Source organism: Pseudomonas sp. CFBP 8770, assembly GCF_014841705.1.
GTDB lineage: Bacteria > Pseudomonadota > Gammaproteobacteria > Pseudomonadales > Pseudomonadaceae > Aquipseudomonas.
The window spans coordinates 123,762-150,397 of record NZ_JACYUL010000004.1; the positions used below are offsets into that span (position 1 = coordinate 123,762).

Below are 26,636 nucleotides of genomic sequence, written 5' to 3' on the forward strand. Positions count from 1 at the left end.
TCAGATTCTTCCTACCAACAGCCCCTCTCCCCTGCCCGTTCCCTGGGAAGTCCTCCCTCTTAAAGTGGCCGCCTATTGATTGGTCGACGACTGGGGCTGGGCTGCAATGACGATTTTCCGCAAGGACCGCGTGTTATCCGCACTGCTTCTCGGGCCGGCCATGGCGCTGGCCGAAACCGGCGGCCAACCGCTGAACGACCAGATCCTGCGTCAGTTCGATACCCAGCGCCACGATCGTGCGGCTGCCGAACGGGCGCAACGGCTGGAAACCCTGCGTGAAGACCCAACGGTGCAAGCCAGCCCCGCACCGCAGCGGATCGAGCAGCGTGATGGCGAGTGCTGGCCGGTTTCCGCCGTGCGCGTGCAGGACAATCAGCTGCTGGACACCGCTGCGCTGCAAGGTGCCCTGCAGCCATGGGTGGCGCCGTGCATCGGCGTCGATGACATCAACCAGATGCTGCTGGCCTTGACCGGCGCCTACGTGCAAGCCGGCTATATCGCGGCCAGGCCCTATATCCTTCGAATGCCCGAAGCCGATGGCGAGTTGGTCATCGCCATGCTCGAAGGCTTCATCGAATCCATCGAAATCGCCGACGGCAGTGACAACCTGGCGCTCGGCAGCGCCTTCCCCGGAATGGTCGGTCGCCCGCTCAAGCTCACCGATGTGGAAAGTGGCCTGGACCAGCTCAACCGGTTGCGTTCCGTCGACCTGATCCTGGACATCGCGCCGGGCGCGCAGGTGGGTGGGACGCGGATCATTCTGCGCCCACAGGGCACAGGCAAATCCTGGACCCTGGGCACCGGCGTGAACAACCGGGGCAGCGATGCGTCCGGGCGCCATCAGGCGCAGTTGAGCCTAAGCCTGGACAACCCGTTTCGTCTCAATGACTCACTGGCTGCCAGTTATGCCCACAGCCTGGACGGTGGATCGGGCCACAGTCGCCAGGGCGGAATGTTCTACGAAATACCCTACGGGCGCTGGACCCTGAACGCTTCGGCGAGTCGTTTCGAGTCTCGGGCGCCGCTGGCCAATGGTCACGATGTGGCGCAGAGCCTGGACAGCTACGGGCTGAAGCTGGATCGCGGCCTTTGGCGCAACCAGACGACCCTGCTCAATGCGCACCTGCGCCTGGACCAGACGCGCACCGATCTACTGTTCGACAGCACCACCGTACGCAATGGTCGCACCACGCTGAGCGTCGCCAGCGTCGGGCTCAACCTTACCCACCTGGGTGATTCGGTGTGGAGTGGCGCCGTGGGCTATTCGCGCGGGCAAGGCTGGCTGGGGAGTGACCGCACGCCCCTGCGGCATGACGCGCCGCAACCACACTTCGAGAAATACCGGGGCACGGTCACCCGCCGCTCATTGTTCGATCTGCTCGAGCGACGCTGGGCATGGAGCACCGAACTGGACGTGCAGTACAGCCCAGATCCGCTGCCGAGCCTGGAGCAGCTGCGCCTGGCCGGCAACGCCAGCGTGCGCGGCTATCGCCTGGACAGTCAGCCGGTGTCCAAGGGCGCCACGTTGCGCAACACCCTGAGCACCTCGCAGGTACTCGCCCAGGGCCTGTACCTGACCCCCCACGCCGGGCTGGACTCGGGCTGGGGTCGGCACACGTACAACCAGGTCCAGACCCAACATGCCATCGGCTTGAGCGCCGGGGCCACCCTGAGCTGGGCGGACGGACAGCTCACTCTGGATTATCAGCGCGGCCTGCAACGGCGTGCCAGCGCTTCACCGGAGCCAGGTTTCTGGACCTTCGGACTTTCGCAAGTCTTCTGAAAAACAGGTAGATATCCTCATGACCAAACCATCACGTTGTGTTCAGCGCGACGCCTTGCGCCTGGCAATCGCCGGTGTCGTATTGGCGCCTTACATGGCCAGCGCCGACGTCATCCAGCCGGCCTTCGAGCCGGGTGCCAACCCGATCGTCATCACCAATGGCGGTGCCGCCCCGATCGTCGACATCGTGGCGCCCAATGCCGCCGGCCTTTCGCACAACCGCTACGAGCAATACAACGTCGGTATGCCGGGCGTGGTGCTGAACAACAGCCTGCAGGCCGGCCGTGCGCACGTCGCCGGCGAGTTTCAGAACGTTCAGGCCAACGGCCAGTTCAAGGGCCAGGCGGCGAGCACCATTCTCAACGAGGTGATCGGTCGCCGCCGCTCCCACATCAACGGTGAACAGGTGATCTTCGGCCAGGCGGCCGACTACGTATTGAGCAATCCCAACGGCATTTCGCTCAATGGCGCAGGCATCAACCTTGGACTGGAGAAGCAGGCGACCTTTCTGGTCGGTCGACCGCAGATCGACAACGGCAAGATCATCGGTCTCAATACCGACGGTGATGTCGATCCACGCACCGCGTTGCGGATTGACACTGGTGGCGTGACCGTGAATGGCGGCTCGCTGGCCTTGATATCGCCCACGATCGACCAGCGCGGGCCGATCAGCGCGGCGCGCAAGCTCGATATTCTGTTGGGCACACACCAGGTCGATGCCGATACCTTGGCAGTGAGAAACGTCCAGCAGAACGCGTTCACTACCGATGCGCGCCTGATGGGTGCGATGCACGCCAATCGCATCAATATCCTGAGCACTCGCGCAGGCGCCGGCATCAACATGGGCATCAGTCGGACGGCGGCTCGTGAAGGCATCGAGATCGCTTCGCAGGGCGCCCTGAACATGATCGGCACCGCCAAGCGCGATGGCTTGGCCACCCAGGGTGTACTCGACGCCGGCGCTGGCGACGTGCGGCTGAGCTCGGCAGCGGACCTCAACATCAAATCGCTGACTATCAGTGGCGCATCGATCAGCGCCGACGCCGGTGCCAACCTGAACCTGGATACCTTGACACGCACCGTCAACTCCACTCGCAGAAGCGGTGTGGATAACGACTGGTACCTGCTGCCGGCAGGCGCGACCACCACGACCGTCGACATGACCCATACCGAGCATCTGACGAACACGCTGAACGCCGCGCAGTCCGTGACCCTGACCGCAGGTCACGATGCCAGGCTCGCTGCCACCCACGTCAACAGCGTTGGCGACGTGACCATCGACGCGGGCAACACCCTGGAACTGACGGCCAATGTCGACCGCAAGCTCGACCGTGTCACCGTCAGCAACCGCCGCCAAGGCGCTCAACGCCAGGACAGCACGGCCACCCAGACCACCCAGAGCGCAGCGTCGACGCTGATCGACGGCCAGACGATCAGCCTGACAGGACGGGCGATAAAGGTCATGGGCAGCGACGTCAACAGCCGTGGCGATCTGGATCTTTCAGCCACCGACGCGGTGGAAATAGACACCGTTGTTCTGCACGGCTCGGTTGCCCAAGACAGCCGCGAAGGCCATGTGATCGTCCGGCGTTCAGCGACCGAACTGCACGACCGCGAGCAGACTTTGGCTCATCGCGGCAGTCGGCTGACCGCAAGCAACGGCACGCTGGCAGCCAAGGCCGACCACGTGGACCTGGTCGCCGCGCAGCTGGAGGCTAGGGACATTGTGCTGCAAAGCCTGTCGCAAGACCTCACGGTACAAGGTACTCAGGCCCACCAGCGTATCGACAATGCGCGCCAGGACACGGCCCTGTTCAGCTCGTCCGACCGCCGCTACGACCGTAGGCAAAGCACCTATCAAGGCAGTTCCCTCACGGCCAGTGGCGCGCTGCTTCTGGACGGCAAGCGCGACACCCGGATCATGGGTTCGAGCGTTGCCACCGCGGGCGATCTGACGGTCAAGGCCGGGCGTAATCTAATGGTCGCGGCCGGTCAGCAGAGCAGCGAATCCACCCTCAAGGGCAAGGACTGGAAGCTGACCGTTTTCGGCGAACAGGCCAAGCCAGGCTCGGGACAGCCAGACGACGCGCAAGGATCTTCCGGGCAGTGGGACGCCGGTGCAGGGGCGCGTGAACAGTGGACGCTGGACACCGCCCAGCTGAACACGCATCAGGCCAGCCAGCTCAAAGGCAGCAACGTCGCACTCGAGGCCGGGCGAGGCCTGGCCATCGTCGGCTCATCGGTGCAGGCCGAGCAGAACGTACTGCTAGAGGCCGACGACACGCGCATTCTGGCCACCGAGGCGCAACGCAGTTTCCGCAACCAGGAAACCGGTAGAACGGTGGGTTACGAGATCACCGCGGGGGTCGACCGTGTCGGCACCGGCGCAGCTTTCGCCTTGCAGACCGACACCGACGGACGCAGCGAAAACGTGCACACGCGCAGCTCGATCAAGGCCGGCAACGACGTACGCCTGACTACGAAAGGACTCACTACCCAGGCAGCGCTGGTGGAAGCGGGCCAGTTGCTGAAGGTGCGCGCCGACCGTGTCCACAATCAGGCCGTTACCGACAGCATCAAGACCTCCCTGGACTACAACAAGATCAAGCTCAGCGCAGGCAGCTCGCTGGACTACGGTGCCATTACCCGTCAGGTACAGAAGCTATGGAGCGGGGTCGACCAGACCAGCCTGTATGCCAGTGGCCTGGAAGATGGCCTGCTGCCGTGGAGCGTAGGTATCAATCTCGAGGGCGATTATCTGGATCGCAATGCCCAGTCCCTGACGCGCATCGCTCGGGTATCGCAGTTCACCGCCGGCGAGATCGATATCGCCGTGACCGGCAAGCTGCACGACATCGGTACCCAGTACGAAAGCACGCTCGGCGCCATCACGCTGAGCGCGGACCGGCATGTCATGGACGCCGCCAAAAACAGCGTGCGTACCGCGATCGACGCGCTGGGGGTAGACGCCATTGCCAGGCTGGAAACCTCGACCGGCGCCGACTGGGCGATGGGCGCGGCAGCCCGCGGTCACAGCAGCGCCCAACACAAGACGGTGGACACGGCAGTCGTCGGCAGTCTGCTGGGCAAGACGGGCATCAGTATCCAGTTGGGCACCGATGGCCTTTACGAAGGCACCCTCATGCGCAGCGCCGAGGGGCCACTCCATATTCAAAGCGGCGGTAACCTGCAGTTCCTGCAAGCCGGCAACAGTATCGTCAAGCATGACGATGGCACGCGTGGACGCGGCTCGGCGCAGATCAGCGGAGTCGTCGCTCCCGCCCCTGTGGTTCAGGGGGGAGCCATCAGTGGCAGCGGGCAATACACCGTACTCGACAGCACCGAGACCTTCGCGGTGGGCGGCAAGCTCGATACCCCCGGCGCAGTAATCCTGCAAGCCCAAGGCAATATCATCATGCAGGGCACCGATATCGGCTCGCGTGAGACGCCTGTGGGCAGCCTTTCGATCAGCGCCGGCCAGGGCGTCGTAGCGCTGGCTGCCTTCGACACCGCCACAGCCAAAGGTCATGTCTACGGAGGCAGCGGCTCGCTCAAGGCCAGTGCCCAGGCAGCGGCCGGAGGTCGACCTTTGGCGGGCAGCGCAGGTTTCGAATTCGGCCAGACCCAGGAAGACGCAACGCTGCGCCGCGGCGCACAGTGGCATACGTTGGGCGACATGGCGATCGCGGCCGGCAGCGACCATGTCGCAGCGATACTGCTGGAGGGGCTGCACGCCGAGGCCAAGCGGATCCGCCTGGAAACCAGCAACGGGGGTATCCACGTGCTCGCCGCCCAATCGACCCGCGAGCGGGATAACAAGCTGATTTCCGCTTCCTTCGGTCTGGGCGGCCAGGCGGGCGGGGCCAAACAATCCTACTCGGTGGCCGATTTCAACGCGATGTTCAAGCTTGCCTACGACAAGCTCGAGAGCAGCACTTACGCCAATGCCAAGCTTACGGCTGGCACGATTGAATTCAACAGTCCCGGCAAACTCCAACTGGCCGGCGCTCAGGTGCACGCCGACCGGGTGGGCGGCACTGTCGGCAGCCTGCAGTCAGTCAGCCTGAAGGACGATGTGGATGCGACCAAGGTCAACGTCGAAGCCCAGGTGGGCAAGGGTGGGGATCCATGGGGCGCGATCGGCAGCCTGGCGAACCTGGCAGGTGAATGGGGCGCCAAAAGCAAGCAGCGTCTGGAGCAGTTGAACGCTGCCTATTCAACCCCTGTCTCGGCCAAGTTCGACTTCGACCTGCGTCGCGAAGTGCGCGACACCGTAGCGCACAGCACCGTACTCAGAGGCAGTGACGCAATGGCTCTTGATGTCCTCGGGACGACCCAACTGGTCGGCGCACAACTGCAGAGCGGCGGCGAGCTGCAAGCGCCTGCTCTCTTGCAGACCAGCGACCTGTCCTCCCGAGACCGGCTGGTGACTGTATCGCTGCTGGCGCTGACGCCTTCGCTCGGCGCGATCAAGGATCTGTACAGTCATCTGCAGAAGGGCAAACCCGAAGAGGTGATGATCGACACCGGACTGTTCCGCGCAGGCGGGCACAACCGCACCCAGTATCTGACCGGAGGCGCGGAAAAAATCGCGCTCTGAGCACAACGCTTCGCCGGCCCGACATTCGTTTGGGCCGCATCCTACGATGGGCCGCGCGCACTGCTGCTATCGCGTCCGGCCCACCCTTCCCTAAGGTAACTCTCGTGCATCGGCCCCAGGTCGATGCACAGCCAATCCTGGACCTAAGGAAAGACCTCGATGCCTCATACCATGGAACAATTGCGCTACCTGACCCTGCGCTCGCTGCCACTGGCCATCGCCAGCGCGCTGCTGGCGCCCTGCTCTGCCGCCTGGGCCGATGGCCTGACCGCGTTTGCCGGCGGCGAAGCGGCGCCAATCATCAACGGCCAGTACAAAGTACCGGTCATCGACATCGTTGCGCCCAATGCCAACGGCCTTTCGCACAACGTCTACAGCGAATACAACGTCGGCACCCAGGGGCTCGTGCTCAACAACAGCCTGGTGGCAGGAAAGAGTGAAATGGCCGGCGAGCTGCAGGCCAATCCACAATTGGGCGGTACGGCCGCCAGCACCATCCTCAACGAGGTGATCGGCCACACCCGTTCCAACATCAACGGCCCGCAGGTAGTTTTCGGCGCGGCGGCTGACTATGTGCTGGCCAACCCCAACGGCATCACCCTCAACGGCGCCAGCCTGGTTAACGCGCCCCGTGCCACCTTCGTGGTGGGTGCGGCCACTGTCCAGGACGGTCGGCTGACCCAGTTCGATACACAGGCCACCGACGAGTTGCTGCGTGTCGACAGCGGCGGTGCCAGCAACCAGGCGGGAAGCCTGGCGCTTATAGCCCCCAGTATCGTCAGCAGCGGGACGATCGCCGCGGGCGCCGATATCGACCTGGTGCTGGGCAGCAATGTCGTCGACTACGCCAACAATGGCGTGATCGGCAGCACGCGTACCGCCAGGCTCATCGACGCCAATCTGCTAGGCGCCATGGCCACGGACAAGCGCATCCGCATCGTCAGCAGTGAAGAAGGCGCGGGTATCAGGATGCCAGGGGCTCGACTCACGGCCGGTCAAGGCATTCGTATCGAATCGGCCGGCGACCTCAATCTGCATGCACCCGCGCGGGCCGGCAAGCCACAGGCCCCCGCCGAGCTGAACGGTGGAGCGGGCGATATCCACCTGGCTGCCGGCCGCCAGCTCAATCTGGGCGCGGCACGCCTGGCCAGCGACGCCGATGTGCGTCTTATCGCCGACGGTGTCCGCAGCCAGGGCGCTGATATCGACAGTGGCGGCTTGTTGAAAGTCGACGCAATGTCCATGGTCAACACCGGGTCAAGTCGCTTTCAGGGCGGCACGGTGTCACTGGATGTCAGTGGCAAGCTGGCTGACACCGGTACCGAGTACACCAGCACCCTGGGCAAGATCGCTATCCATGCCGACAGCCATGACATGAAGGCGGCCATGCACAAGGTACAGGCGGGTGCGGCAACCACCAGCACGCCCACAGTCGGTAGCCTGAGCGCGGCCGAAGGGATAGATATCCGTTTGACCGGCAGTGGCCGCTACGAGGGCTCCCGCATCGACACCTCCAAAGGCTCGGTGCAGATCGACGCCGGTGCCAACCTGGCGTTCAACCCAGCCCACGCCATCCTCGATCGCATGGGCAAGGACGGCGCCTACCAGCAGCGTACGGCGAGCAAGGCACGGATCGATGCGCCCGGCGACGTGATCCTGCACGCCAGCGGTGATGTGCAGCTCAACGGTACTGACATAGGCACACTGGACAAGCCCGCAGACAGTTTGAAGGTGACGGCGGGAGGCACCCTCACCAGTCTTGCGGCCGTGGACAAGACAACCCTCAAGGGCGGCGGTGAATCGAAGACCGCCGAAGGTCTGCATACCTTCGGTCAACGAGACGAAAGCACGCAGCATCAGCACGGCAACCAGTGGCAGGTGAAGGGTGACATGACGCTGCAGGCCGGCGCTCGCAAGGCTCGCGCCTTGCACCTGCAGGGTGTCCAGGCCGAGGCACAGAGCATGAAGCTGGCAGCCACCGCAGGCGGTGTCTATCTGGAGAGCGCCAGTGATCAGCGGCAACTGGACCGCAAGCAGCTGAGCGCCGATGCCAGTGATCCACTCAAGCCGGCCCTTGGCCTCAGCTATCGCAACGAGCAGCAGCAGACACATCACGGTGCGCGACTGCGTGCAGCGACCCTCAGGCTCGATAGCCAGATGGACGCACGTCTGGACGGCGCACGCCTGCAGGCCGACAAGCTGAACGGCAACATCAAGGGCAAGCTGGCGGTCACTCAGCGCGCCGACAGCACGCAAATGCTCGGGGTCGAAGGGCGCGTCGCGCTCGCCGAAGGCACAGCTCCAGGCAAAATGCTCAATGAAGTGGCAGCGCTGGGCGGCAAATGGAATTCGCCGGTCAAGGAAGCTCTGGCACTGCAGCCCAACGCTGGCAAAGGCGCAGTCGAGCAGGCCACTTTCGAGTTCACCCGCACCGACAAAACGGGGGTGAGCGAACAATCCGGGGTTTTCAGTAACGAACCCATGAGCCTGAAAGTTGCACGAGGCACGACTCATGCTACGGCAGCAGGCGCGCATGATCTGCGGACCAGCCACACGATAACCACCAACAATGCAGGCCTGGATGCGGTCAAGCGGCTGTATGAGCAGGCACGCATTCGCTGAGATGAACGTGGCGACTCACAGATCGTGCAGTCGCCACACTTCGAAGGCAGGGGTTTCATACGGATGGGCCAGGCGCAACGCCTGGACCACCGGTTCAATGAGTGAATCGGCTACGACCAGTTCGACCTTCCACTCTTCGACCTTCTCCACGGTATCGGTTCGACCCAGAAATGGCTGGCTGCCATCTCGGGGTCGAAACTGACCGTGCCCCAGCACCTGCCACGCGCAGTTGTCGTAGGCGCCGATGCGACCGCCACCGGCGGCGAATACAGCGCTCTTGACGACTTCGACATGGCTGTCGGGAACGAAGAAGGCCAGTTTGAACATCTGCTCGTTCACCGACCTGTCAGTTCACCCACACGCGAGCATTGCGGAACATACGCATCCAGGCGCCGTCCTCGTTCCATTCCTCAGGCTTCCAAGAGTTCTGCACCGCGCGGAACACGCGCTCCGGGTGCGGCATCATGATGGTCACGCGGCCGTCGCGGCTGGTCAATCCGGTGATCCCGCGCGGCGAGCCGTTCGGGTTGGCCGGGTACTGCTCGGTGACCTTGCCGTGGTTGTCGACGAAGCGCAACGCCACGCAGCCTGACACATCGGCCTGCAGCAAGGCGTCGGCCGAAGCGAACTCGGCGTGGCCCTCACCGTGGGCGATGGCGATCGGCATACGCGAACCGGCCATGCCCTGGAGGAAGATCGAGTTGGATTCCTGCACCTGGACCATGGCAACCCGCGCCTCGAACTGCTCGGACCGGTTGCGCACGAAGTGCGGCCAGAACTCGCTGCCCGGAATCAGTTCGTGCAGGTTGGACATCATCTGGCAACCGTTGCATACGCCGAGGGTGAAGCTGTCGCTGCGCTCGAAGTACTGCTGGAACGCATCACGGGCACGGGCATTGAACAGTGCCGACTTGGCCCAGCCCTCACCGGCGCCCAGGACGTCGCCGTAGGAGAAGCCACCGCAGGCAACCAGACCCTTGAAATCGTTCAGGTCGACACGTCCGGCGAGGATATCGCTCATGTGCACGTCGATGGCGTTGAAACCGGCACGGTCGAAGGCCGCAGCCATTTCGACCTGACCATTGACGCCCTGTTCGCGCAGCACGGCGACCTGTGGACGGACGTTCTTCTTGATGTACGGGGCGGCGATGTCTTCGTCGACATCGTAGCTGAGGTTGAAGCTCAGCCCTGGATTGTCTTCTTCGAGCAGCGCATCGAATTCCTGATCGGCACCGGCAGCGTTGTCGCGCAGGCGCTGGATCTGGTAGCTGGTCTCGGCCCACTGACGTTGCAGCAGGCGGCGCTCGCCGCTGAACAGCAGGTCGTCGTGGTAGCGAATGTTCACCGCGCCGTTGTTGATCGGCTGGCCGACCACCGCCACGCAGTCGTTGCCCAGGCCCGCGGCGCTGAACTGCGCCAGAATCATCGGCGTGGCGTCCTGACGCACCTGGATGACCGCACCCAGTTCTTCGTTGAACAGCACTGCCGCAATTTCCTCGCGGCTGTGCGCCACGGTGGCCAGTTGCAGGTTGAGACCGCAGTGACCGGCGAAGGCCATTTCCACCGTGCTGGCCAGCAGGCCACCGTCGGAACGGTCATGGTAGGCCAGCAAGTGGCCGTCGGCATTGAGCCCCTGGATCACGGCGAAGAACGCCTTGAGGTCTTCGGCATCGTCGACGTCCGGCGCGCGGCTGGCCAACTTGCCGTGTGCCTGAGCCAGGATCGAGGCGCCCATGCGGTTTTGACCACGGCCCAGGTCGATGAGGATCAGGTCGGTTTCACCCTTGTCCATGCGCAGTTGCGGGGTCAGGGTCTTGCGGATGTCGACCACGGGCGCGAAGCCGGTGATGATCAGCGACATCGGCGAGGTCACGCTCTTGTCGGCGCCCTCTTCGCTCCATTGGGTCTTCATGGACATGGAGTCCTTGCCGACCGGAATGGTGATACCCAGCTCGGGGCACAGCTGCATGCCGACCGCTTGCACGGCGTCGTAGAGACGCGCGTCTTCGCCCGGATGGCCGGCAGCGGACATCCAGTTGGCGGACAGCTTGATGTCGGAAATTTTCGCGATGCTGGACGCGGCGATGTTGGTCAGGGTTTCACCGACCGCCATGCGTGCCGAAGCGGGCGCGTCGAGCAACGCCAGCGGCGTGCGCTCGCCCATGGCCATGGCTTCGCCGCTGTAGACGTCGAAACTGGCGGCGGTGACGGCGACGTCGGCCACCGGTACCTGCCACGGGCCGACCATCTGGTCGCGCGCGACCAGGCCGGTGATGGTGCGGTCGCCGATGGTGATCAGAAAACTTTTGCTGGCCACGGCAGGGTGATGCAGGACGCGTTCGATGGAGTCGGCCAGGTCCAGCTCGGACGGGTCGAAATCATCGCCCAGTTCTTGCTCGCGCACGGCACTGCGGTGCATGCGCGGCGCCTTGCCGAGCAACACTTCGAGCGGCATGTCGACCGGATTGTTGCCGAAGTGGCTGTCGGTAACGGTCAATTGCGGCTCGGCAGTTGCCTCGCCGACGACGGCGAACGGGCAGCGCTCACGCTCGCAGATGGCCTGGAAACGCTCGAAGTCGGCGGCGTCCACAGCCAGCACGTAGCGTTCCTGGGATTCGTTGCTCCAGATTTCCAGCGGGGCCATGCCCGGCTCGTCGTTGGGCACGTTGCGCAGCTCGAAGCGGCCGCCACGGCCGCCGTCGTTGACCAGTTCGGGGAATGCGTTGGACAGGCCACCCGCACCTACGTCGTGGATGAAGCTGATGGGATTCCTGTCGCCCAGCTGCCAGCAACGGTCGATGACTTCCTGGCAGCGACGCTCCATCTCCGGGTTTTCGCGCTGTACCGAAGCGAAGTCCAGGTCCGCCGAGCTGGTGCCGGTGGCCATGGAAGAAGCAGCGCCGCCGCCCAGGCCGATGAGCATGGCCGGACCGCCGAGCACGATCAGCTTGGAACCGACGGTGATCTCGCCTTTCTGCACGTGCTCGGCACGGATGTTGCCCATGCCGCCGGCGAGCATGATCGGCTTGTGGTAGCCGCGCACTTCTTCACCGTGGGGAGTGTCGATGCGCTGCTCGAACGTGCGGAAGTAGCCAGTCAGGGCCGGACGACCGAATTCGTTGTTGAACGCCGCGCCGCCCAGGGGGCCGTCGATCATGATGTCCAGCGCGGTAACGATGCGCTCGGGCTTGCCGTAGGGTTTTTCCCACGGCTGTTCGAAACCGGGAATGTTCAGGTTGGACACGGTGAAGCCGGTCAGGCCAGCCTTGGGCTTGGCGCCGCGGCCGGTCGCGCCTTCGTCGCGGATCTCGCCGCCAGAGCCGGTGGAGGCGCCTGGAAACGGTGCGATCGCCGTGGGATGGTTGTGGGTTTCCACCTTCATCAGGATGTGCACCGGCTCCTGCACCGCGCCGTACTGGCGGGTTTCAGGGTTCGGGAAGAATCGCCCGGCCACGCTGCCGACGATCACCGAAGCGTTGTCCTTGTAGGCCGACAGCACGCCTTCGCTGTGCATCTGGTAGGTGTTCTTGATCATGCCGAACAGGCTTTTTTCCTGGCTCTGGCCATCAATGTCCCAACTGGCGTTGAAGATCTTGTGGCGGCAGTGCTCGGAGTTGGCCTGGGCGAACATCATCAGTTCGATGTCGTGCGGGTTGCGCGCCAGCCCCTGGAAGCTGCTGACCAGGTAATCGATTTCGTCTTCGGCCAGGGCCAGGCCCAGCTCGACGTTGGCTTTTTCCAGCGCGGCACGACCGCCACCCAGGATGTCCACGGCGATCAGCGGCTTGGGTTCGGCGTGACGGAACAGGCCGGCGGCCTCTTCCAGACGCGCCAGCACCACCTGGGTCATGCGGTCGTGCAGAACGGCACCGATCAGCTCGGCCTCGGCTTCGCTGAAATCACCAGACACATAAAAGGCAATGCCGCGTTCCAGACGCTGGACCTGGGTCAGGCCGCAGTTGTGCGCGATATCGCTGGCCTTGCTCGACCACGGCGAAATGGTACCGAAGCGCGGCAGCACCAGGAACAGCCGCCCGGTGGGCTCCTGAACGGGAACGCTGGGGCCGTACTTGAGCAGACGGGCAAGGACTTGCCGGTCGTCGCTGGCGAGCTCGCCTTCGACTTCGGCGAAGTGGGCGAATTCAGCATACAGGCCAGTAACAGCGGGGACCTTCTGGCTCAGTTGCTCGAGTAATTTACCGTGGCGAAAGGCAGAAAGGGCAGGAGCGCCGCGCAGGATCAACATCGTCGGGACAGCCTCGAAAGGGGGTGTGCTTGGAGGCCGTGCATTCTAGCCTAAACCGTTCACCTAGGCACCCGACGGATGGAAAAACAGCGCGATCGTTCGTCAGATCCCTTGCCGAGGGCCGGTCGGAGGTTGCGCTGCGCTCTAGCAGACTCCTTCGCCTGCTGTCGAGATATGGCTGGAGCGACCGTTTGCGTATACTGCACCCATGCTCACCCAGACCGTCTTACGCTCGCGCTGCGCCAAATGGCTCTTCGCAACCGGACTTCTCCTGCTGCTCAGTGGCTGTGTTGATAAACCCAGCACACTCGAACGGGTCAAGGAGGACGGCGTGCTGCGCGTCATAACCCGCAACAGCCCGGCCACCTACTTCCAGGATCGCAACGGCGAGACAGGCTTCGAGTACGAACTGGTCAAGCGTTTTGCCGATGACCTGGGTGTCGAACTCAAGATCGAAACCGCCGACAACCTCGATGGCGTCTTCGCCGGTCTGAGCCAGCCTCAGGGGCCAGTGCTGGCGGCTGCGGGCCTGGTCAGCAGCGAGGCGCGGGAGAAACAGGCGCGTTTCTCCCATCCGTATCTTGAGGTCACGCCGCAAGTCATCTATCGCAACGGCCAGAGCCGACCCACCGATGCCGCCGAGCTGGTGGGCAAGAAGATCATGGTGCTCAAGGGCAGCAGCCACGCCGAGCAACTGGCCAAATTGAAGCTGCAGTATCCGACGCTCGAATACGAAGAGTCCGACGCGGTGGAGGTGGTGGACCTGCTGCGCATGGTCGACGAGGGGCAGATCGACCTGACTCTGGTCGATTCCAATGAAGTGGCCATGAACCAGGTGTACTTCCCCAACGTGCGCGTCGCCTTCGACCTGGGCGACGGCCGCGACCAGCGCTGGGCCGTGGCCGGGGGCGAAGACAACAGCCTGTTGAACGAGGTCAACGGCTTCATCGACAAGGTCAAGGGCAACGGCACCCTGCAGCGTCTCAAGGACCGCTACTACGGCCATGTCGATGTACTCGGCTACGTCGGCGCCTACACCTTCGCCCAGCACCTGCAGCAACGCCTGCCCAAGTTCGAGAAAACCTTCCAGGCCTCGGCCAAGCAGGAAAAGGTCGATTGGCGGCTGCTGGCGGCCATCGGCTATCAAGAGTCCATGTGGCAGGCCAGCGTGACCTCCAAGACCGGGGTGCGCGGGCTGATGATGCTGACCCAGAACACCGCCCAGGCCATGGGCGTGAGCAATCGCCTGGACCCCAAGCAGAGCATCAATGGCGGCGCCAAGTACTTCGCCTACGTCAAGGATCAGCTCGACGACGGCATCCAGGAGCCGGATCGGACCTGGTTCGCTTTGGCCGCCTACAACGTGGGCAGTGGCCATCTGGACGACGCACGCAAGCTGGCCGAAGGTGAAGGGCTGAACCCGAACAAATGGCTGGACGTGAAGAAGATGCTGCCGCGCCTGGCGCAGAAGAAGTGGTACAGCAAGACCCGCTACGGCTATGCGCGTGGCGGCGAACCGGTGCACTTCGTGGCCAACATCCGACGCTACTACGACATCCTTACCTGGGTGACCCAGCCACAGCTCGAGGGCAGTCAGGTCGCCGATGGCAACCTGCACGTGCCCGGCGTCGACCAGTCAAAGCCCACACAGCAGACGCCGCCGCTCTAAGAGCACCCGAGTGATCCTGTGGGAGCGGGCTCTGCCCGCGAATAAGCCCTCGGCAGCACTCCCTCCTTCAATCTCAGCCCTTCGCCCGCCGCGCCCTGAAAAATTCGCTCAATATCGCCCCACACTCTTCAGCCAACACGCCACCCTCCACCATCAACCGATGGTTGAGAAAGCCTTGAGCGAAGAACTGCCCCTGACTTTGGACGACGCCAGCCTTGGGCTCGAGCGCGCCGAACACCACCCGGGCGATACGCGCATGGACGATCAGCCCCGCGCACATGCTGCAAGGTTCGAGCGTGACGTAGAGGGTGCTGCCCGGCAGGCGGTAGTTCTGCACAGCCTGCGCAGCATTGCGGATGGCGACCATCTCGGCGTGGGCGCTGGGGTCGCTGCCGCTGATGGGACAGTTGAAGCCACGGCCGACGATCTCGCCGTCCTGCACAACGACCGCGCCCACCGGCACTTCACCCAGCGCTGCGCCCTGAGCGGCTAGCTCGAGCGCTTGCGTCATGAAAAATTGATCGCGACTACGATCGATGATCTTGGGCTGTTTCAATGTTCAGGAAACCTCTATTGCTGCCATGAGTCCGGTTTCCATGTGATCGATCACATGGCAATGGAACATCCAGACACCTGGATTATCCGCCACCAAGGCCACCTGAGCACGCTCGTTCTTGCCCAGCAGGAACGTATCGGTGAAATACGGGATGATCTTGCGTCGATTGGACGCGATCACTTTGAAACTCATGCCGTGCAGGTGAATGGGGTGCTGGTACTGGGTCATGTTCTTCAGCTCCAGCACGTAGCTCTTGCCCAACTGCAACTTGGCGATGGGGCGGTCGGCGCAGGTCTTGTCGGTGATGTCCCAGGCAATGCCATTGATCTGCCACAGGCTGGGCGGCTTGCCCTCGGTGGTGTCGGACACCTCGCCAACCCATTCGAAGTTGAAATTGAGCTTCTCGGCATTGGCCAGGTCCGGCTCGGCGATCGGGTTGGCCGGCAATGCCGGTGGCCAATCGCTCGGCGCCGCTTCGGCCGGCACCGAGCGCAGCGTGCCCAGGCGTACCGAACCGTCACGTATGGCAATCTCTTCACCGGCAGGTGGCATCTTGACTGCAAGGCAGACCCGCATGCCGGGGCCCATCCAGTAATCCTTGCCGAACGCGCGCGGTTCGATGGGGTTGCCATCCAGCGCATACAGGCGCATGTCGACATTGCCGCGGAAATTCAGACGGTAAGTGGCAGTGTTGTCCAGATTGAGGATACGCACCCGGACGATCTGCCCGGCCGGCAGATCGACGGTGGCCCGATGCACACCGTTGATCGTGGAAAGCCGGCCCAGGGTGCCGTTGCGTGCGGCCTCGCGAGGAATGCTGAACGGCAGGAACGCGCCCTCCTCGTCCACGTGCCAGTTCTTCAGGTTGAGCACCGCCTCGTGAGCGAAGCCAGTCGGCTCGCGCTCCTCGACGATCAACGGGCCGACCAGGCCACGGCCCAGCTCTTCGCTGCTGGCCACGTGCGGGTGATACCAGTAGCTGCCGGCGTCCGGCACACGAAACCGGTAGTCGAAGTATTCACCGGGCTTGACCGGCAACTGCGACACGTAGGGCACGCCGTCCATGTCCAGCGGCAGGCGGATGCCATGCCAGTGGATGGTGGTTTCCACCGGCAGCTGGTTGATGAAGCGCACCCGCAGCCATTCGCCCTGGCGCACCCGCAACTCACGCCCGGGTGCCGAACCACCGAAGGCCCAGGCCGGGGTCTGATGGCCTGCCACCAACTCGACATCCAGCGGCGCGGCAATCAGCTGATAGTCCACGCCGGCCTGGTCCACAGGCGTACCCAACCAATAACGGGCAGCGCCCCCGGCACCCACGCCGACCGCGACAACGCCCGCCAGGCCACCGAGGAATCGTCGACGAGTGAAAGACATGGCTATGGGCACCTGCGTGATGAACGTGAAAGGCCGACACCATACACCTGCAATTGAGAAAGATTAAGACTTGCGCTGCCGTGCGGCTGGGTGTCAGACAGATCGCATGCACCGCCGACGCGGCGTGCGCCGCTGCTACAGGGGCACGTGATGTCTGGCCCTGTACGTCATGGCCTGATCATGCTCGGTGGGGCCAGGGACGGATCCAGGTAGGTGAGGGGTGCTTCGCGTACGGTCAGCGCCAGGCGCCAATCGGCTTTGACCACTCCGTGCGGGTGGCCCATCGACGGCAGGTAGTACTCGCCTGGGTCCAGGGTGATGTTGGTCTGCTGGCCGGCACCGGCATCGACGATTCGCAACGCTGTCACATCATGCAATTGCGCCAGGCCCGGAACACCCTTGTAGGTGGACGCGTGAGTGTCACCGACCAGGGCAATCCATTTGCCCCGGCCTGGCAATGCACTGCGCGCAGCGATGACTCGGCTGGCATGGTAGCTGAACACCCGCTGGCGTAGCGTCTGACTGGCGCCGTAGAGGTCGTCCATACCGTCGAGTCGATAGCTGGCTGCGCAATCCAGAGCGCGCACCTGGATACCCTCGCGACGCGCGGCTTGTACCAGCGCGGTGAAGTTGTACTGACGCGCCGGGTCGGTGCGATGGCCAAGATCCTGATCGCGCAGATAATCCTGCAAGTCATTGGGCAGCCGGCCATCACTGGCCACCTGGTTCAGGTCGGCCTGATGCAGATCGGTCATCAGGTGTTCCATGTACAGCGTGTCGACGCCATCCTTGGCCAGTGCCGGCATGTTCTCGATCAAAAAGCGCTTGCTGGCGATAGACTGATGAGATTCGCCAATCACCAGCGCCCGGGACTCATCCAGCAGCCGCCGCACGGCCAGGCAGGGCGGCAGTTCCGGGTCGGGCGCATGCAACGGCGATCGGCCAGGTGAGCGCCATTGCGTGATGAATGCATCGGCATCGTCGATCAACTCGACCCGCAGTTGGTTGAGGCTGTCGAGCACCGGATTGAGCAGTGTGTAGGGGTCGAAGTATTCGCCGGACAGCATCTTTCGAAACTGGTCGCTCAACAGCTCGCGCGTGGCTGCGCGGGCCACCAGCGGCACTTCGTAGCGGCTGGCCGAGCGCTCGAACTGCACGTAACTGACCGGGGGTGGTTCCAGCTCCATCTCACCCGAGACACTCATGCAGCCACCGCCACCGCGCAAACAACCGCGGGGCACCAATTCCCATTGCAACTGGTCGTTGAAGCGCACCGGATAATTGCCAGTAAAGGCAAAGGGCCGCTGCGGATCGACGATCAGCCAGCAACGCAGGTTCGCGTCATAGCGCGCTCGGTACAGACTGCCACGCAAACGAATCGTCGGCTTGCCCGCTACCCACATCAGCCCGTCGGTATCAGGTAGCAGCGGGGTGTGCTCGAGCCCATGGGCAGGCGCCTGCAGCGGTTGCACGTCATCGAGTTCCGGCAGCCCTTGAGGGATCAGCAGCGTCGTGCTCAACAGCAGTTCGATGCCGCTGAAGATCGCCGCATACAGTGCAGCGCGCCGGTCCACCGCCTCTGCGGCGTTCACCGCACGGTCCACGTTCAGCGCGAATTTTCCAGCGCTGGCCACCACCACGATCAACGCGATCGGCCAACTGGTCATGGCCGCCGAGCCGAACAGGTGCAGGCCGGCGCCCAGATAGCCGATCCACAGCTGCTTGCGCAGCTCGCTGTTGCTGTGCAGTTGCAGGTTGGCCTCGGCCAGCATCCGTTCGCGGGTCTGCGCCGCAAGCCAGCACGCCGCATCGACAGTGATGGGCTGCCACGCCACTTTTGCCGAGAACCTGGACAGTGGCTTTTTCGCCAACAGTACCAAACCACCGGTACGCGCCAGCGCTGCGGCAGGCTCAAGCAGCGCAGCGTGATCGAGCAAGCGCTCCCGACTTTGCACGCCTTGTACCTGTTGATACAACCATGCCTGCGCAGCCTTCAGGTCGGCAAACACTTCGAACGCGATGTCGCGGCCGGCCAGGTACAACAATCGCTGGCCTGCCTGGGTGTTGAAGCACAGCACGCTGGTAAAGGCGTAACCGGCAATCTGCAGCGCACTGACCGTGACGCCGCTGGTTGCGTGATGCACACCTGACAGACCGGCCAGCGTCGGCGCCATGGCGTATTCACAACCCAGGCCATCGAACACCGCCTGCACCTGAGCTCGTGTCAGGTGTCCGCCGTGGCAGGCCTCCACGGCAGCACGCAGGCAATTGATACGGATCAACGTCTGCACCTCTTGCCCATTGTCGGCCCAGAATCGCGAAAGCGCCTGGTGATAGAACGTCGCAAAATCAATGTGCCACAGCGCGTTCAGCACCTTGTCCGGCTCCAGGCGCACCTCGTTGCGCTCGTTGAACCACAGCGCCTGCGCATCCCCCGTGTAGAACCCGCCCATGACATGCAGCAAGTCGGCATTGTCCTGATCACTCGCGCGAAACCGTCGCATTACCAACTCGGTAAACGTCATCGACTCGCTTGGCGGGCCCATGTGCGCGTAGCCGCTGAACGAACGGGGGCTGGACTGGGCATTGCCGAAGCGATGCCAGTAGAAGGTGTCGGGATGGGTGTCGATGCCCATGGAGGCGAGCATCTGGGTGGCAGTGGCGACGGCCATTTGGTGGAGGTCGGGGAAAGCATGAGTCACTTGGTGCGCAAGGGTCGCGAGGGATTGGCTCGTGGTATCGTCGGTTTCACTTGTGAGCATGTGCAGGTCCAGCCATGTGAGGGGCTGGAAAGTATGGGCACGCGTCAGGTGGCTTAAGGTTATGTATGTAGGATATGAACGCTAGGCTGAGCCACACAGCCAATTCACAGTTTCGACCCAATTCACCCGAACTGCGTACCTTTGTGCTGAAGTGACTACTACCAGATCAGTTTCTTGGCCAATGCTGCGCGGCGTGCAGCACTCGAAGAACGCGAACGGCAAACAGGTCGTGCGTATACACGACGATGTAATTATCGCGAGCTACCAACTCACGAGTACCTTCGACCCGGCCGGGCCGGTAGGCCATTGGAAATTCGCGAAGTTGAGCCGTTCGATGCTCGACGTCGTCCTTCAGCCGTTGGGCGGCGTCAGGATTGTCGTCTGAAATATAGTCGACGATAGCGAGCAGATCGGCGCGAGCTGCCTGGGACCATTCAATTTCGAGCACGGCGCTTGCTGTCTATCAACGCCTGGGCTTCGTCCATCACTTGCTGATGAGAGGTGCCAGCGGCCTGATCGCTCAGGGCTTCGTGTACCTTTGCTCTGAACCAGTCGTCATGAGCATCGGGGTTGCTGGCCAATCCTGCAGGCAGGCCGCCTTCCTTGGTTACCCGCGTGAGGAAAATCCGTACCGCTTCGGAAAGTGACAAGCCGACACTGGCCAAGGTGTCTGAGGCGTCGGCTTTCAATTGCTCGTCGACGCGAATATGCAGCATGGATGTTCGAGCGGTCATCGAGATCTCCCAAGCGAAAAAACAATCCATACTGTAGCTCAATTGAGATACGACAAACATCCTTTGTCATACCCGGTGACAGGAGGCCAACAGACACCTCCCGCCACGACGCATAATCTCATTCCTGCTCTTCCGTACATCCGGGTAGATACTCCCAAACCTCTATTTCCGCCGAGCTCTCACTCCATGATCGACTTCAACAACAAAGGCTTCTTCAAACTCAAGCAAAACGCCGAATACGCCGAACGCGTCACCGCCCTGCTGCTGGATGACGAGCAGGTGGTCGACGCCTACAAGTCGATGCGCGACGGCGTGGTGTTCACCAACAAACGGATCATTGCGGTGAACGTGCAGGGCCTGACCGGCAGCAAGAAGGACTTCACCTCCCTGCCCTACAAGAACATCGTGGCGTACTCGATCGAAACATCGGGCACGTTCGATCTGGATTCGGAGCTGGAGGTGTATTTTTCAGCGCTGGGGAAGGTGCGATTCGAGTTCTCGGGAAAGACGTCGATGGTGGAGATTTCGCGGCTGATTGCGGGGCATGTATTGAAGTGAGCTGGTTGGTCATCGGCCACGGCGCCCTACGTTTTTCCTGTCATTTCCTGGCATCGGTGCAAGGCTTGCTCTATAGCTCCCAAGGATTGATGACCGTCAGACCTGCAGCCAGGAACGGGTGAATATCGCGAGTGGCAACGATGAATCCATTGGCGAGGGCGACCGCAGCGATGCACGCATCGGCAGCCTCGATCCCACTACCGGCCTTGCGCGCCTTGGCTAGCACCTCGGCGTAAGCCTGCGTGCAGGCCAGATCAAAAGGCAAAACGCGCCCGACGAACATGGGCAGCACCTGCTTTTCCAGACTTTCGTGCAGCGTCGAACGGCGCCGGCCAACCGGCATCAACGCTACGCCGGCACGTAGCTCGGCTACAGTCATGGCCGAAAGATAGAGCGTTTCCAATGCCTGCTCGTCGATCCATTGAATGACGCACGCCTCAGGCGAATGGCGCAGAGGCTCGGAAATCACATTGGTATCGAGCAGGATCATTCAAAGCTCACTGCGCGGGCGGGGGCTTTATCGCGCGCGCTTTCGAAGGCAGCGAACTCCTCATCCGTCAGCTTGACCTTGCGGCCGGTCTGGGCCAGCAGCGAGCCCAGCTTGACCCGACCTTCCGGCCTCACCGCAGACTCGAGAATGTCGCGCATCTCGGCTTCGATGCTGCGGCCATGTTGAGCAGCCCGCACACGGATAGCACGGTGCACCTCTTCAGAAACATTTCGAACGGTAACGGATGGCATCTTTCATACCCCTTAGCTGCTGCGATTGCTTGCACTTTAGCAATCTGCAAGCAATGGGACAACTGATGGCATTTCGTTCGTCTGATGATCCCGCTGGAATCGACGCCTGCGGTGGTATCTCCCGAACAGACCACTCTCAGCTGCAGCATAGAAAGAGCTGAAAAACTCTGAACCTAAAAACCCAAAAGCCCGCAGTTACGCGGGCTTCAGGGTATGTCGTGCTAGTGGGTGCCAGTCAATGCCGGCCACCCCATCACTCCCACTCGATCGTCGCCGGCGGCTTGCTCGACACGTCGTAGGTCACCCGCGAAATCCCTTCGATCTCGTTGATGATGCGGCCGCTCACCGTTTCCAGCAGTTCGTAAGGCAGGTGCGCCCAACGAGCGGTCATGAAGTCGATGGTTTCCACGGCGCGCAGGGCGACGACCCAGGCGTAGCGACGGCCGTCGCCGACGACGCCGACCGATTTGACCGGCTGGAACACCACGAACGCCTGGCTGACCTTGTGGTACCAGTCGGCCTTGCGCAGTTCTTCGATGAAGATGTGGTCGGCGCGACGCAGCAGGTCGGCGTATTCCTTCTTCACTTCACCCAGAATGCGCACGCCCAGGCCTGGGCCGGGGAATGGATGGCGGTAGACCATGTCGTACGGCAGGCCCAGTTCCAGGCCCAGACGGCGGACCTCGTCCTTGAACAGCTCACGCAGTGGCTCGACCAGCTTGAGGTTCATCTCCTCGGGCAGGCCGCCGACGTTGTGGTGCGACTTGATCACGTGGGCCTTGCCGCTCTTGGCACCGGCCGACTCGATCACGTCGGGGTAGATGGTGCCTTGGGCCAGGTACTTGATGTTGTCCAGCTTGCACGACTCGGCGTCGAACACGTCGATGAAGGTGCGGCCGATGATCTTGCGCTTCTTCTCCGGGTCGGCTTCGCCGGCCAGGTTGCCGAGGAACTGGTCTTCGGCGTTGGCGCGGATCACCTTGACGCCCATGTTCTCGGCGAACATGGCCATGACCTGCTCGCCTTCGTGCAGGCGCAACAAGCCGTTGTCGACGAACACGCAGGTCAGCTGATCACCGATGGCCTTGTGCAGCAGGGCCGCGACCACCGAGGAGTCGACGCCGCCAGACAAGCCCAGCAGCACGTTGTCGGTACCGACCTGGGCGCGGACCTGGGCGATGGCGTCTTCGGCGATCTTCGACGGGGTCCACAGCGCTTCGCAGCCGCAGATGTCGATGATGAAGCGCGAGAGGATGCGCTCGCCCTGCTTGGTGTGGGTCACTTCCGGGTGGAACTGCACGCCGTAGTAGTGACGGTTGTCGTCGAACATGCCGGCGATCGGGCAGCTCGGGGTGCTGGCCAGCACGTTGAAGCCTTGCGGAATCTCGGTGACCTTGTCGCCGTGGCTCATCCACACGTCCAGGCCGAACACACCATCGGCGTCGATGTGGTCTTCGATGCCTTCGAGGATGCGGCTCTTGCCGACCACGTCGACGCGCGCGTAGCCGAACTCGCGCATATCGGAGCCGGCAACCTTGCCACCCAACTGCTCGGCCATGGTCTGCATGCCGTAGCAGATGCCGAAGACCGGCACGCCCAGGTCGAATACCGCCTGCGGGCAGCGCGGGCTGTTGGCTTCGTGGACCGACTCGGGCCCGCCGGCGAGGATGACGCCGCGCGGGGCGAATTGGCGAATCGCTTCATCGTCCATGTCGAACGGGTGCAGCTCGCAGTACACGCCGATTTCGCGCACGCGGCGGGCGATCAGTTGGGTGTACTGGGAACCGAAATCGAGGATCAGGATACGGTGGGCGTGAATGTCGAGGGCCATGACTCATTCTCGTCAGATGTATTCGGAAACAACACGGGGCTGTAGTGAACAGCCCCGCTGGATTGAATTTCCGTCTGCCGCCGGATGTGCACCGGGCGGCAGGCGGACTACCGGGGTCAGCCCACGCGGTAGTTGGGCGCTTCCTTGGTGATCTGCACGTCGTGGACGTGGGATTCAGCCATGCCGGCGCCGGTGATGCGGACGAACTCGGGCTTGGTGCGCATTTCCTGGATGTCGGCGCTGCCGGTGTAACCCATGGAAGAACGCAGGCCACCCATCAATTGATGGATGATCGCCGACAGGCCGCCCTTGTAGGCGACGCGGCCTTCGATGCCCTCGGGCACGAGCTTCTCGGCACCGGCCGAGGAGTCCTGGAAGTAGCGGTCGGACGAGCCCTGGGCCTGGGACATGGCGCCCAGCGAGCCCATGCCGCGGTAGGCCTTGTAGGAGCGACCCTGGAACAGTTCGATCTCGCCTGGCGCTTCTTCGGTACCGGCGAACATCGAGCCCATCATCACGCAGTAGGCACCGGCAACGATGGCCTTGGACAGGTCACCGGAGAAGCGGATACCGCCGTCGGCGATCAACGGCACGCCAGTGCCTTCAAGGGCTGCGGCGACGTTGGCGATGGCACTGATCTGCGGCACGCCGACACCGGCGACGATACGGGTGGTGCAGATGGAGCCCGGGCCGATACCGACCTTGACGGCATCGGCGCCCGCTTCGGCCAGCGCCTTGGCGGCTTCGCCGGTGGCGATGTTGCCGCCGATGACCTGCACGTCGGGGAAGTTCTGCTTGACCCAGCGCACACGGTCGATCACGCCTTTGGAGTGACCGTGGGCAGTATCGACCACGACCACGTCGACGCCGGCGGCGACCAGGGCGCTGACGCGCTCGCCGGTGTCCTTGCCGGTACCGACGGCCGCGCCGACGCGCAGACGACCTTGGTCATCCTTGCTCGCCAGCGGGTAGGCCTTGGCCTTCTCGATGTCCTTGACGGTCATCATGCCCTTGAGGTGGAACTCGGCGTCGACGATCAGCACTTTCTCGATGCGATGCTTGTGCAGCAAGTCGCGGACCAGGTCCTTGTCGGCCCCTTCGCGGACGGTGACCAGACGCTCTTTGGGCGTCATCACTTCGCGAACGGGGATTTCCAGGCGGTTTTCGAAGCGCACGTCGCGCGAGGTGACGATGCCCACCAGGTTGCCGTCATGCAGCACCGGCACGCCGGAGATGTTGTGCAGCGAGGTCAGTTCGAACAGGTCGCGAACGGTGGCATCAGCTTCGATGGTGATCGGGTCCTTGACCACGCCGGCCTCGAACTTCTTGACCTTGCGCACTTCGGCAGCCTGCTGCTCGATGGTCATGTTCTTGTGGATGATCCCGATGCCGCCTTCCTGAGCCATGGCAATGGCGAGGCGGGCTTCGGTCACGGTGTCCATCGCCGCGGAGATCAGCGGGATGTTCAACTCGATGCCGCGGGTCAAACGGGTCTTGAGGCTGACTTCATTGGGCAGTACTTCGGAATAACCGGGCACTAGAAGAATGTCGTCGAAGGTCAGGGCTTCTTGGCTGATACGCAGCATGCGGGGGCTCCCGAGCGGGAAAATGGAAGCGCGCCATTATACCCACACATGCCCCCACAAGAAAGGCAAAGATGGCCTGGCGGTCAATTGTCCTGGAACTTTACCAGCACCTGCGCGATCGGCTGGTCGAGCCAATCGGCGAATTCGGCGATGAACTCCGCCTTGAAGGGGGTCTGGCCCCAGTTATTGAAGATGAAACCCAGATTGGAGAAGGCGCAGGGCTGCAGGAACAAAAAGCCATTGATGTCGTCTTCATGGCCGCACAGCGGGCAGGTGAAGTTATCGGTCAGGCCGGGCATCCATTCCTCGAGGCTGTCGAACAGCGCCTCGCCCACTTCCTGACGGCATTCAGGGCAGCCAGCCTCCTGCAGGAAACCGTCCACGGGCGTGAAAATGCAGCGATCGGTGACCACTTCCAGACCGTTGACCGTTTGTCCGTAGGGCAGCCGTTCAGGGTGTTCGACGACCTGCCGCGCGCCCGCACCGATGGCATAGGCCATGCGGTTGCCGCTGCGACCACAGGTGCTCAGTTGTTCCTCGACGATGTCCTTGCGCACCAGCCAGCGCAGGATCGCCCGCGCACGCGGCTCGTGCACCGGCAAGGTGGAGAGGCGCGGAACGAGAATGTTCTGAGTATTCATGCAAGGGCCCGACGCTGCGCAAAAGCGGCAGGATAATCCCCTGCCCGCGCAGGTCAAGGGTTGAAATAGCGGAACAGCAGCGCCAGACCGCTGGCCAGCACCAGCCAGGTCACCAACCGCACGAAAGCCTCGCGGGACATGCGCAAGGTCAGTCGACGCCCGATCCACAGGCCAGTCGCCATGGCCGGAAGCAGGCAGACAGCGGTCAGCAGCAGCTGGGTGTTGGCGTAGACCCCCGCAATGATGAACAACGTCAGGCGCACGATGGTGCTGCAACTGATCAGCGCGCTTTGCGTGGCGCGCACTTGTTGTTTGTCGTCCAGTCGCGCGCCCAGGTAGATCGCATAGAGAAACCCGCCGCTGCCGAACAAGGCCCCGAACAGCCCGCCTATGGTGCCCATCGGTGCGGCCCACCAAGGCGACAACCGCGCAGGCCGCGCCGTGGTCAGCAGCATGTACAGGGCGTAGCTGGTGATGAACAGGCCCATCAGCAGCAACAGCAGGTCGGATTTGAGGTTGAGCAGAAAGACCACGCCCAGGGTGCAGCCCAGGGCCATGAAAGGCAGCAGGCGTTTGAGCTCCGCCCCTACCACCGACTGCCGGGCGGGAAGCAGATTGCCGAAGGCGGCGATGAAATCGAGTACCACGAGCAGCGGGATGAGCGTGGACAGTGGCATGAAATGTATGAGTACCGGGCCTGCAACCAGCGCCGTGCCGAAGCCGGCAATGCCGAAGACGATGTAGGCGGCGGCGATTGCCAGAAGCATGATGCTCCAGTCGATGAGTGCGTAGTCCATGCGCGGATTTCCTTTTTCCGGGCACTGTGGGGGAGTTGGATTGATGGCGTCAATACGGTTGGGGGTAGGTGGTGTGCCAGAGGGTTCGCGGTGTGGCTGGACGCGGCTTGCGCCGCTGCTACAGAGGAACGCC

General features: G+C 63.0%; 18 protein-coding genes. 5 read left to right on the forward strand and 13 right to left on the reverse strand.

Features of this window, described 5'->3' with window-relative positions; translation table 11 throughout:
• Positions 1-106 precede the first annotated feature (106 nt).
• The 3 genes from IFT98_RS10200 (at position 107) to IFT98_RS10210 (ending at position 9,005) form a co-directional block, all read left to right on the forward strand.
• Positions 107-1,783 (forward strand): ShlB/FhaC/HecB family hemolysin secretion/activation protein, encoded by a 1,677-nt coding sequence (locus IFT98_RS10200; protein ID WP_192048421.1) that lies wholly within the window; start codon positions 107-109, stop codon positions 1,781-1,783.
• A gap of 19 nt (positions 1,784-1,802) precedes the next feature.
• Complete coding sequence (locus IFT98_RS10205; RefSeq protein ID WP_192048423.1) at positions 1,803-6,383, forward strand: hemagglutinin repeat-containing protein; 4,581 nt, start codon at positions 1,803-1,805, stop codon at positions 6,381-6,383.
• Between the two features lie 159 nt (positions 6,384-6,542).
• Entirely contained in the window at positions 6,543-9,005 is a 2,463-nt protein-coding gene (locus IFT98_RS10210; RefSeq protein WP_192048425.1) for a two-partner secretion domain-containing protein, read from the forward strand.
• Positions 9,006-9,020: 15 nt separating this feature from the next.
• Here the strand turns inward: IFT98_RS10210 and IFT98_RS10215 are convergent, their stop codons facing one another.
• Together IFT98_RS10215 and purL are read right to left on the reverse strand one after the other, a co-directional pair.
• The gene (locus tag IFT98_RS10215) at positions 9,021-9,332 is read right to left on the reverse strand and encodes a Nif3-like dinuclear metal center hexameric protein (RefSeq protein WP_192048427.1); all 312 of its coding nucleotides are present in this window, start codon (positions 9,330-9,332) and stop codon (positions 9,021-9,023) included.
• A gap of 19 nt (positions 9,333-9,351) precedes the next feature.
• Positions 9,352-13,251 (reverse strand): phosphoribosylformylglycinamidine synthase, encoded by a 3,900-nt coding sequence (gene purL, locus IFT98_RS10220; protein WP_192048429.1) that lies wholly within the window; start codon positions 13,249-13,251, stop codon positions 9,352-9,354.
• A gap of 208 nt (positions 13,252-13,459) precedes the next feature.
• Between purL and mltF the strand changes: the two genes are divergently transcribed.
• Positions 13,460-14,920 carry a membrane-bound lytic murein transglycosylase MltF gene (gene mltF, locus IFT98_RS10225; RefSeq protein ID WP_192048431.1) on the forward strand — a complete coding sequence of 487 codons (1,461 nt, stop codon included), beginning with the start codon at positions 13,460-13,462 and terminating at the stop codon, positions 14,918-14,920.
• A 73-nt stretch (positions 14,921-14,993) separates the two neighbouring features.
• Here mltF and tadA read toward each other — a convergent pair whose 3' ends face one another.
• The 5 genes from tadA to IFT98_RS10250 all read right to left on the reverse strand — a co-directional run bounded on the left by tadA (position 14,994) and on the right by IFT98_RS10250 (position 20,349).
• Entirely contained in the window at positions 14,994-15,476 is a 483-nt protein-coding gene (tadA, locus tag IFT98_RS10230; RefSeq protein WP_122795281.1) for a tRNA adenosine(34) deaminase TadA, read from the reverse strand.
• A 3-nt stretch (positions 15,477-15,479) separates the two neighbouring features.
• Entirely contained in the window at positions 15,480-16,853 is a 1,374-nt protein-coding gene (locus IFT98_RS10235; protein ID WP_192048434.1) for a multicopper oxidase family protein, read from the reverse strand.
• 167 nt (positions 16,854-17,020) lie between these two features.
• Positions 17,021-19,615, reverse strand: coding sequence for a membrane-targeted effector domain-containing toxin (locus IFT98_RS10240; protein ID WP_342214153.1), 2,595 nt, complete (start codon positions 19,613-19,615; stop codon positions 17,021-17,023).
• A gap of 166 nt (positions 19,616-19,781) precedes the next feature.
• Positions 19,782-20,063, reverse strand: a complete 282-nt coding sequence (locus IFT98_RS10245; protein ID WP_192048438.1) for a type II toxin-antitoxin system mRNA interferase toxin, RelE/StbE family — start codon at positions 20,061-20,063, stop codon at positions 19,782-19,784.
• Positions 20,050-20,349, reverse strand: coding sequence for a type II toxin-antitoxin system RelB/DinJ family antitoxin (locus tag IFT98_RS10250; RefSeq protein ID WP_192048440.1), 300 nt, complete (start codon positions 20,347-20,349; stop codon positions 20,050-20,052). Before IFT98_RS10250 ends, IFT98_RS10245 begins: the two co-directional genes overlap by 14 nt.
• A 186-nt stretch (positions 20,350-20,535) precedes the next feature.
• Here IFT98_RS10250 and IFT98_RS10255 point away from each other — a divergent pair, with 186 nt between their 5' ends.
• Entirely contained in the window at positions 20,536-20,907 is a 372-nt protein-coding gene (locus IFT98_RS10255; RefSeq protein WP_122475122.1) for a PH domain-containing protein, read from the forward strand.
• Between the two features lie 70 nt (positions 20,908-20,977).
• Here IFT98_RS10255 and IFT98_RS10260 read toward each other — a convergent pair whose 3' ends face one another.
• The 6 genes from IFT98_RS10260 to IFT98_RS10285 all read right to left on the reverse strand — a co-directional run bounded on the left by IFT98_RS10260 (position 20,978) and on the right by IFT98_RS10285 (position 26,503).
• Positions 20,978-21,397 (reverse strand): type II toxin-antitoxin system VapC family toxin, encoded by a 420-nt coding sequence (locus tag IFT98_RS10260; RefSeq protein WP_192048442.1) that lies wholly within the window; start codon positions 21,395-21,397, stop codon positions 20,978-20,980.
• Positions 21,394-21,648, reverse strand: coding sequence for a FitA-like ribbon-helix-helix domain-containing protein (locus IFT98_RS10265; RefSeq protein WP_192048444.1), 255 nt, complete (start codon positions 21,646-21,648; stop codon positions 21,394-21,396). The genes IFT98_RS10260 and IFT98_RS10265 overlap by 4 nt, the downstream gene beginning before the upstream one ends.
• Before the next feature lie 253 nt (positions 21,649-21,901).
• On the reverse strand, positions 21,902-23,479 hold the full coding sequence (gene guaA / locus IFT98_RS10270; protein ID WP_122795286.1) for a glutamine-hydrolyzing GMP synthase: 1,578 nt from the start codon (positions 23,477-23,479) through the stop codon (positions 21,902-21,904).
• A gap of 116 nt (positions 23,480-23,595) precedes the next feature.
• On the reverse strand, positions 23,596-25,065 hold the full coding sequence (gene guaB, locus IFT98_RS10275) for an IMP dehydrogenase (RefSeq protein ID WP_122475125.1): 1,470 nt from the start codon (positions 25,063-25,065) through the stop codon (positions 23,596-23,598).
• A gap of 83 nt (positions 25,066-25,148) precedes the next feature.
• A complete protein-coding gene (locus tag IFT98_RS10280) occupies positions 25,149-25,706 on the reverse strand; it encodes a sugar ABC transporter ATPase (RefSeq protein ID WP_192048446.1) in 558 nt (185 codons plus the stop codon).
• A 53-nt stretch (positions 25,707-25,759) separates the two neighbouring features.
• Positions 25,760-26,503 carry a sulfite exporter TauE/SafE family protein gene (locus tag IFT98_RS10285; protein WP_192048448.1) on the reverse strand — a complete coding sequence of 248 codons (744 nt, stop codon included), beginning with the start codon at positions 26,501-26,503 and terminating at the stop codon, positions 25,760-25,762.
• Positions 26,504-26,636: the final 133 nt, after the last annotated feature.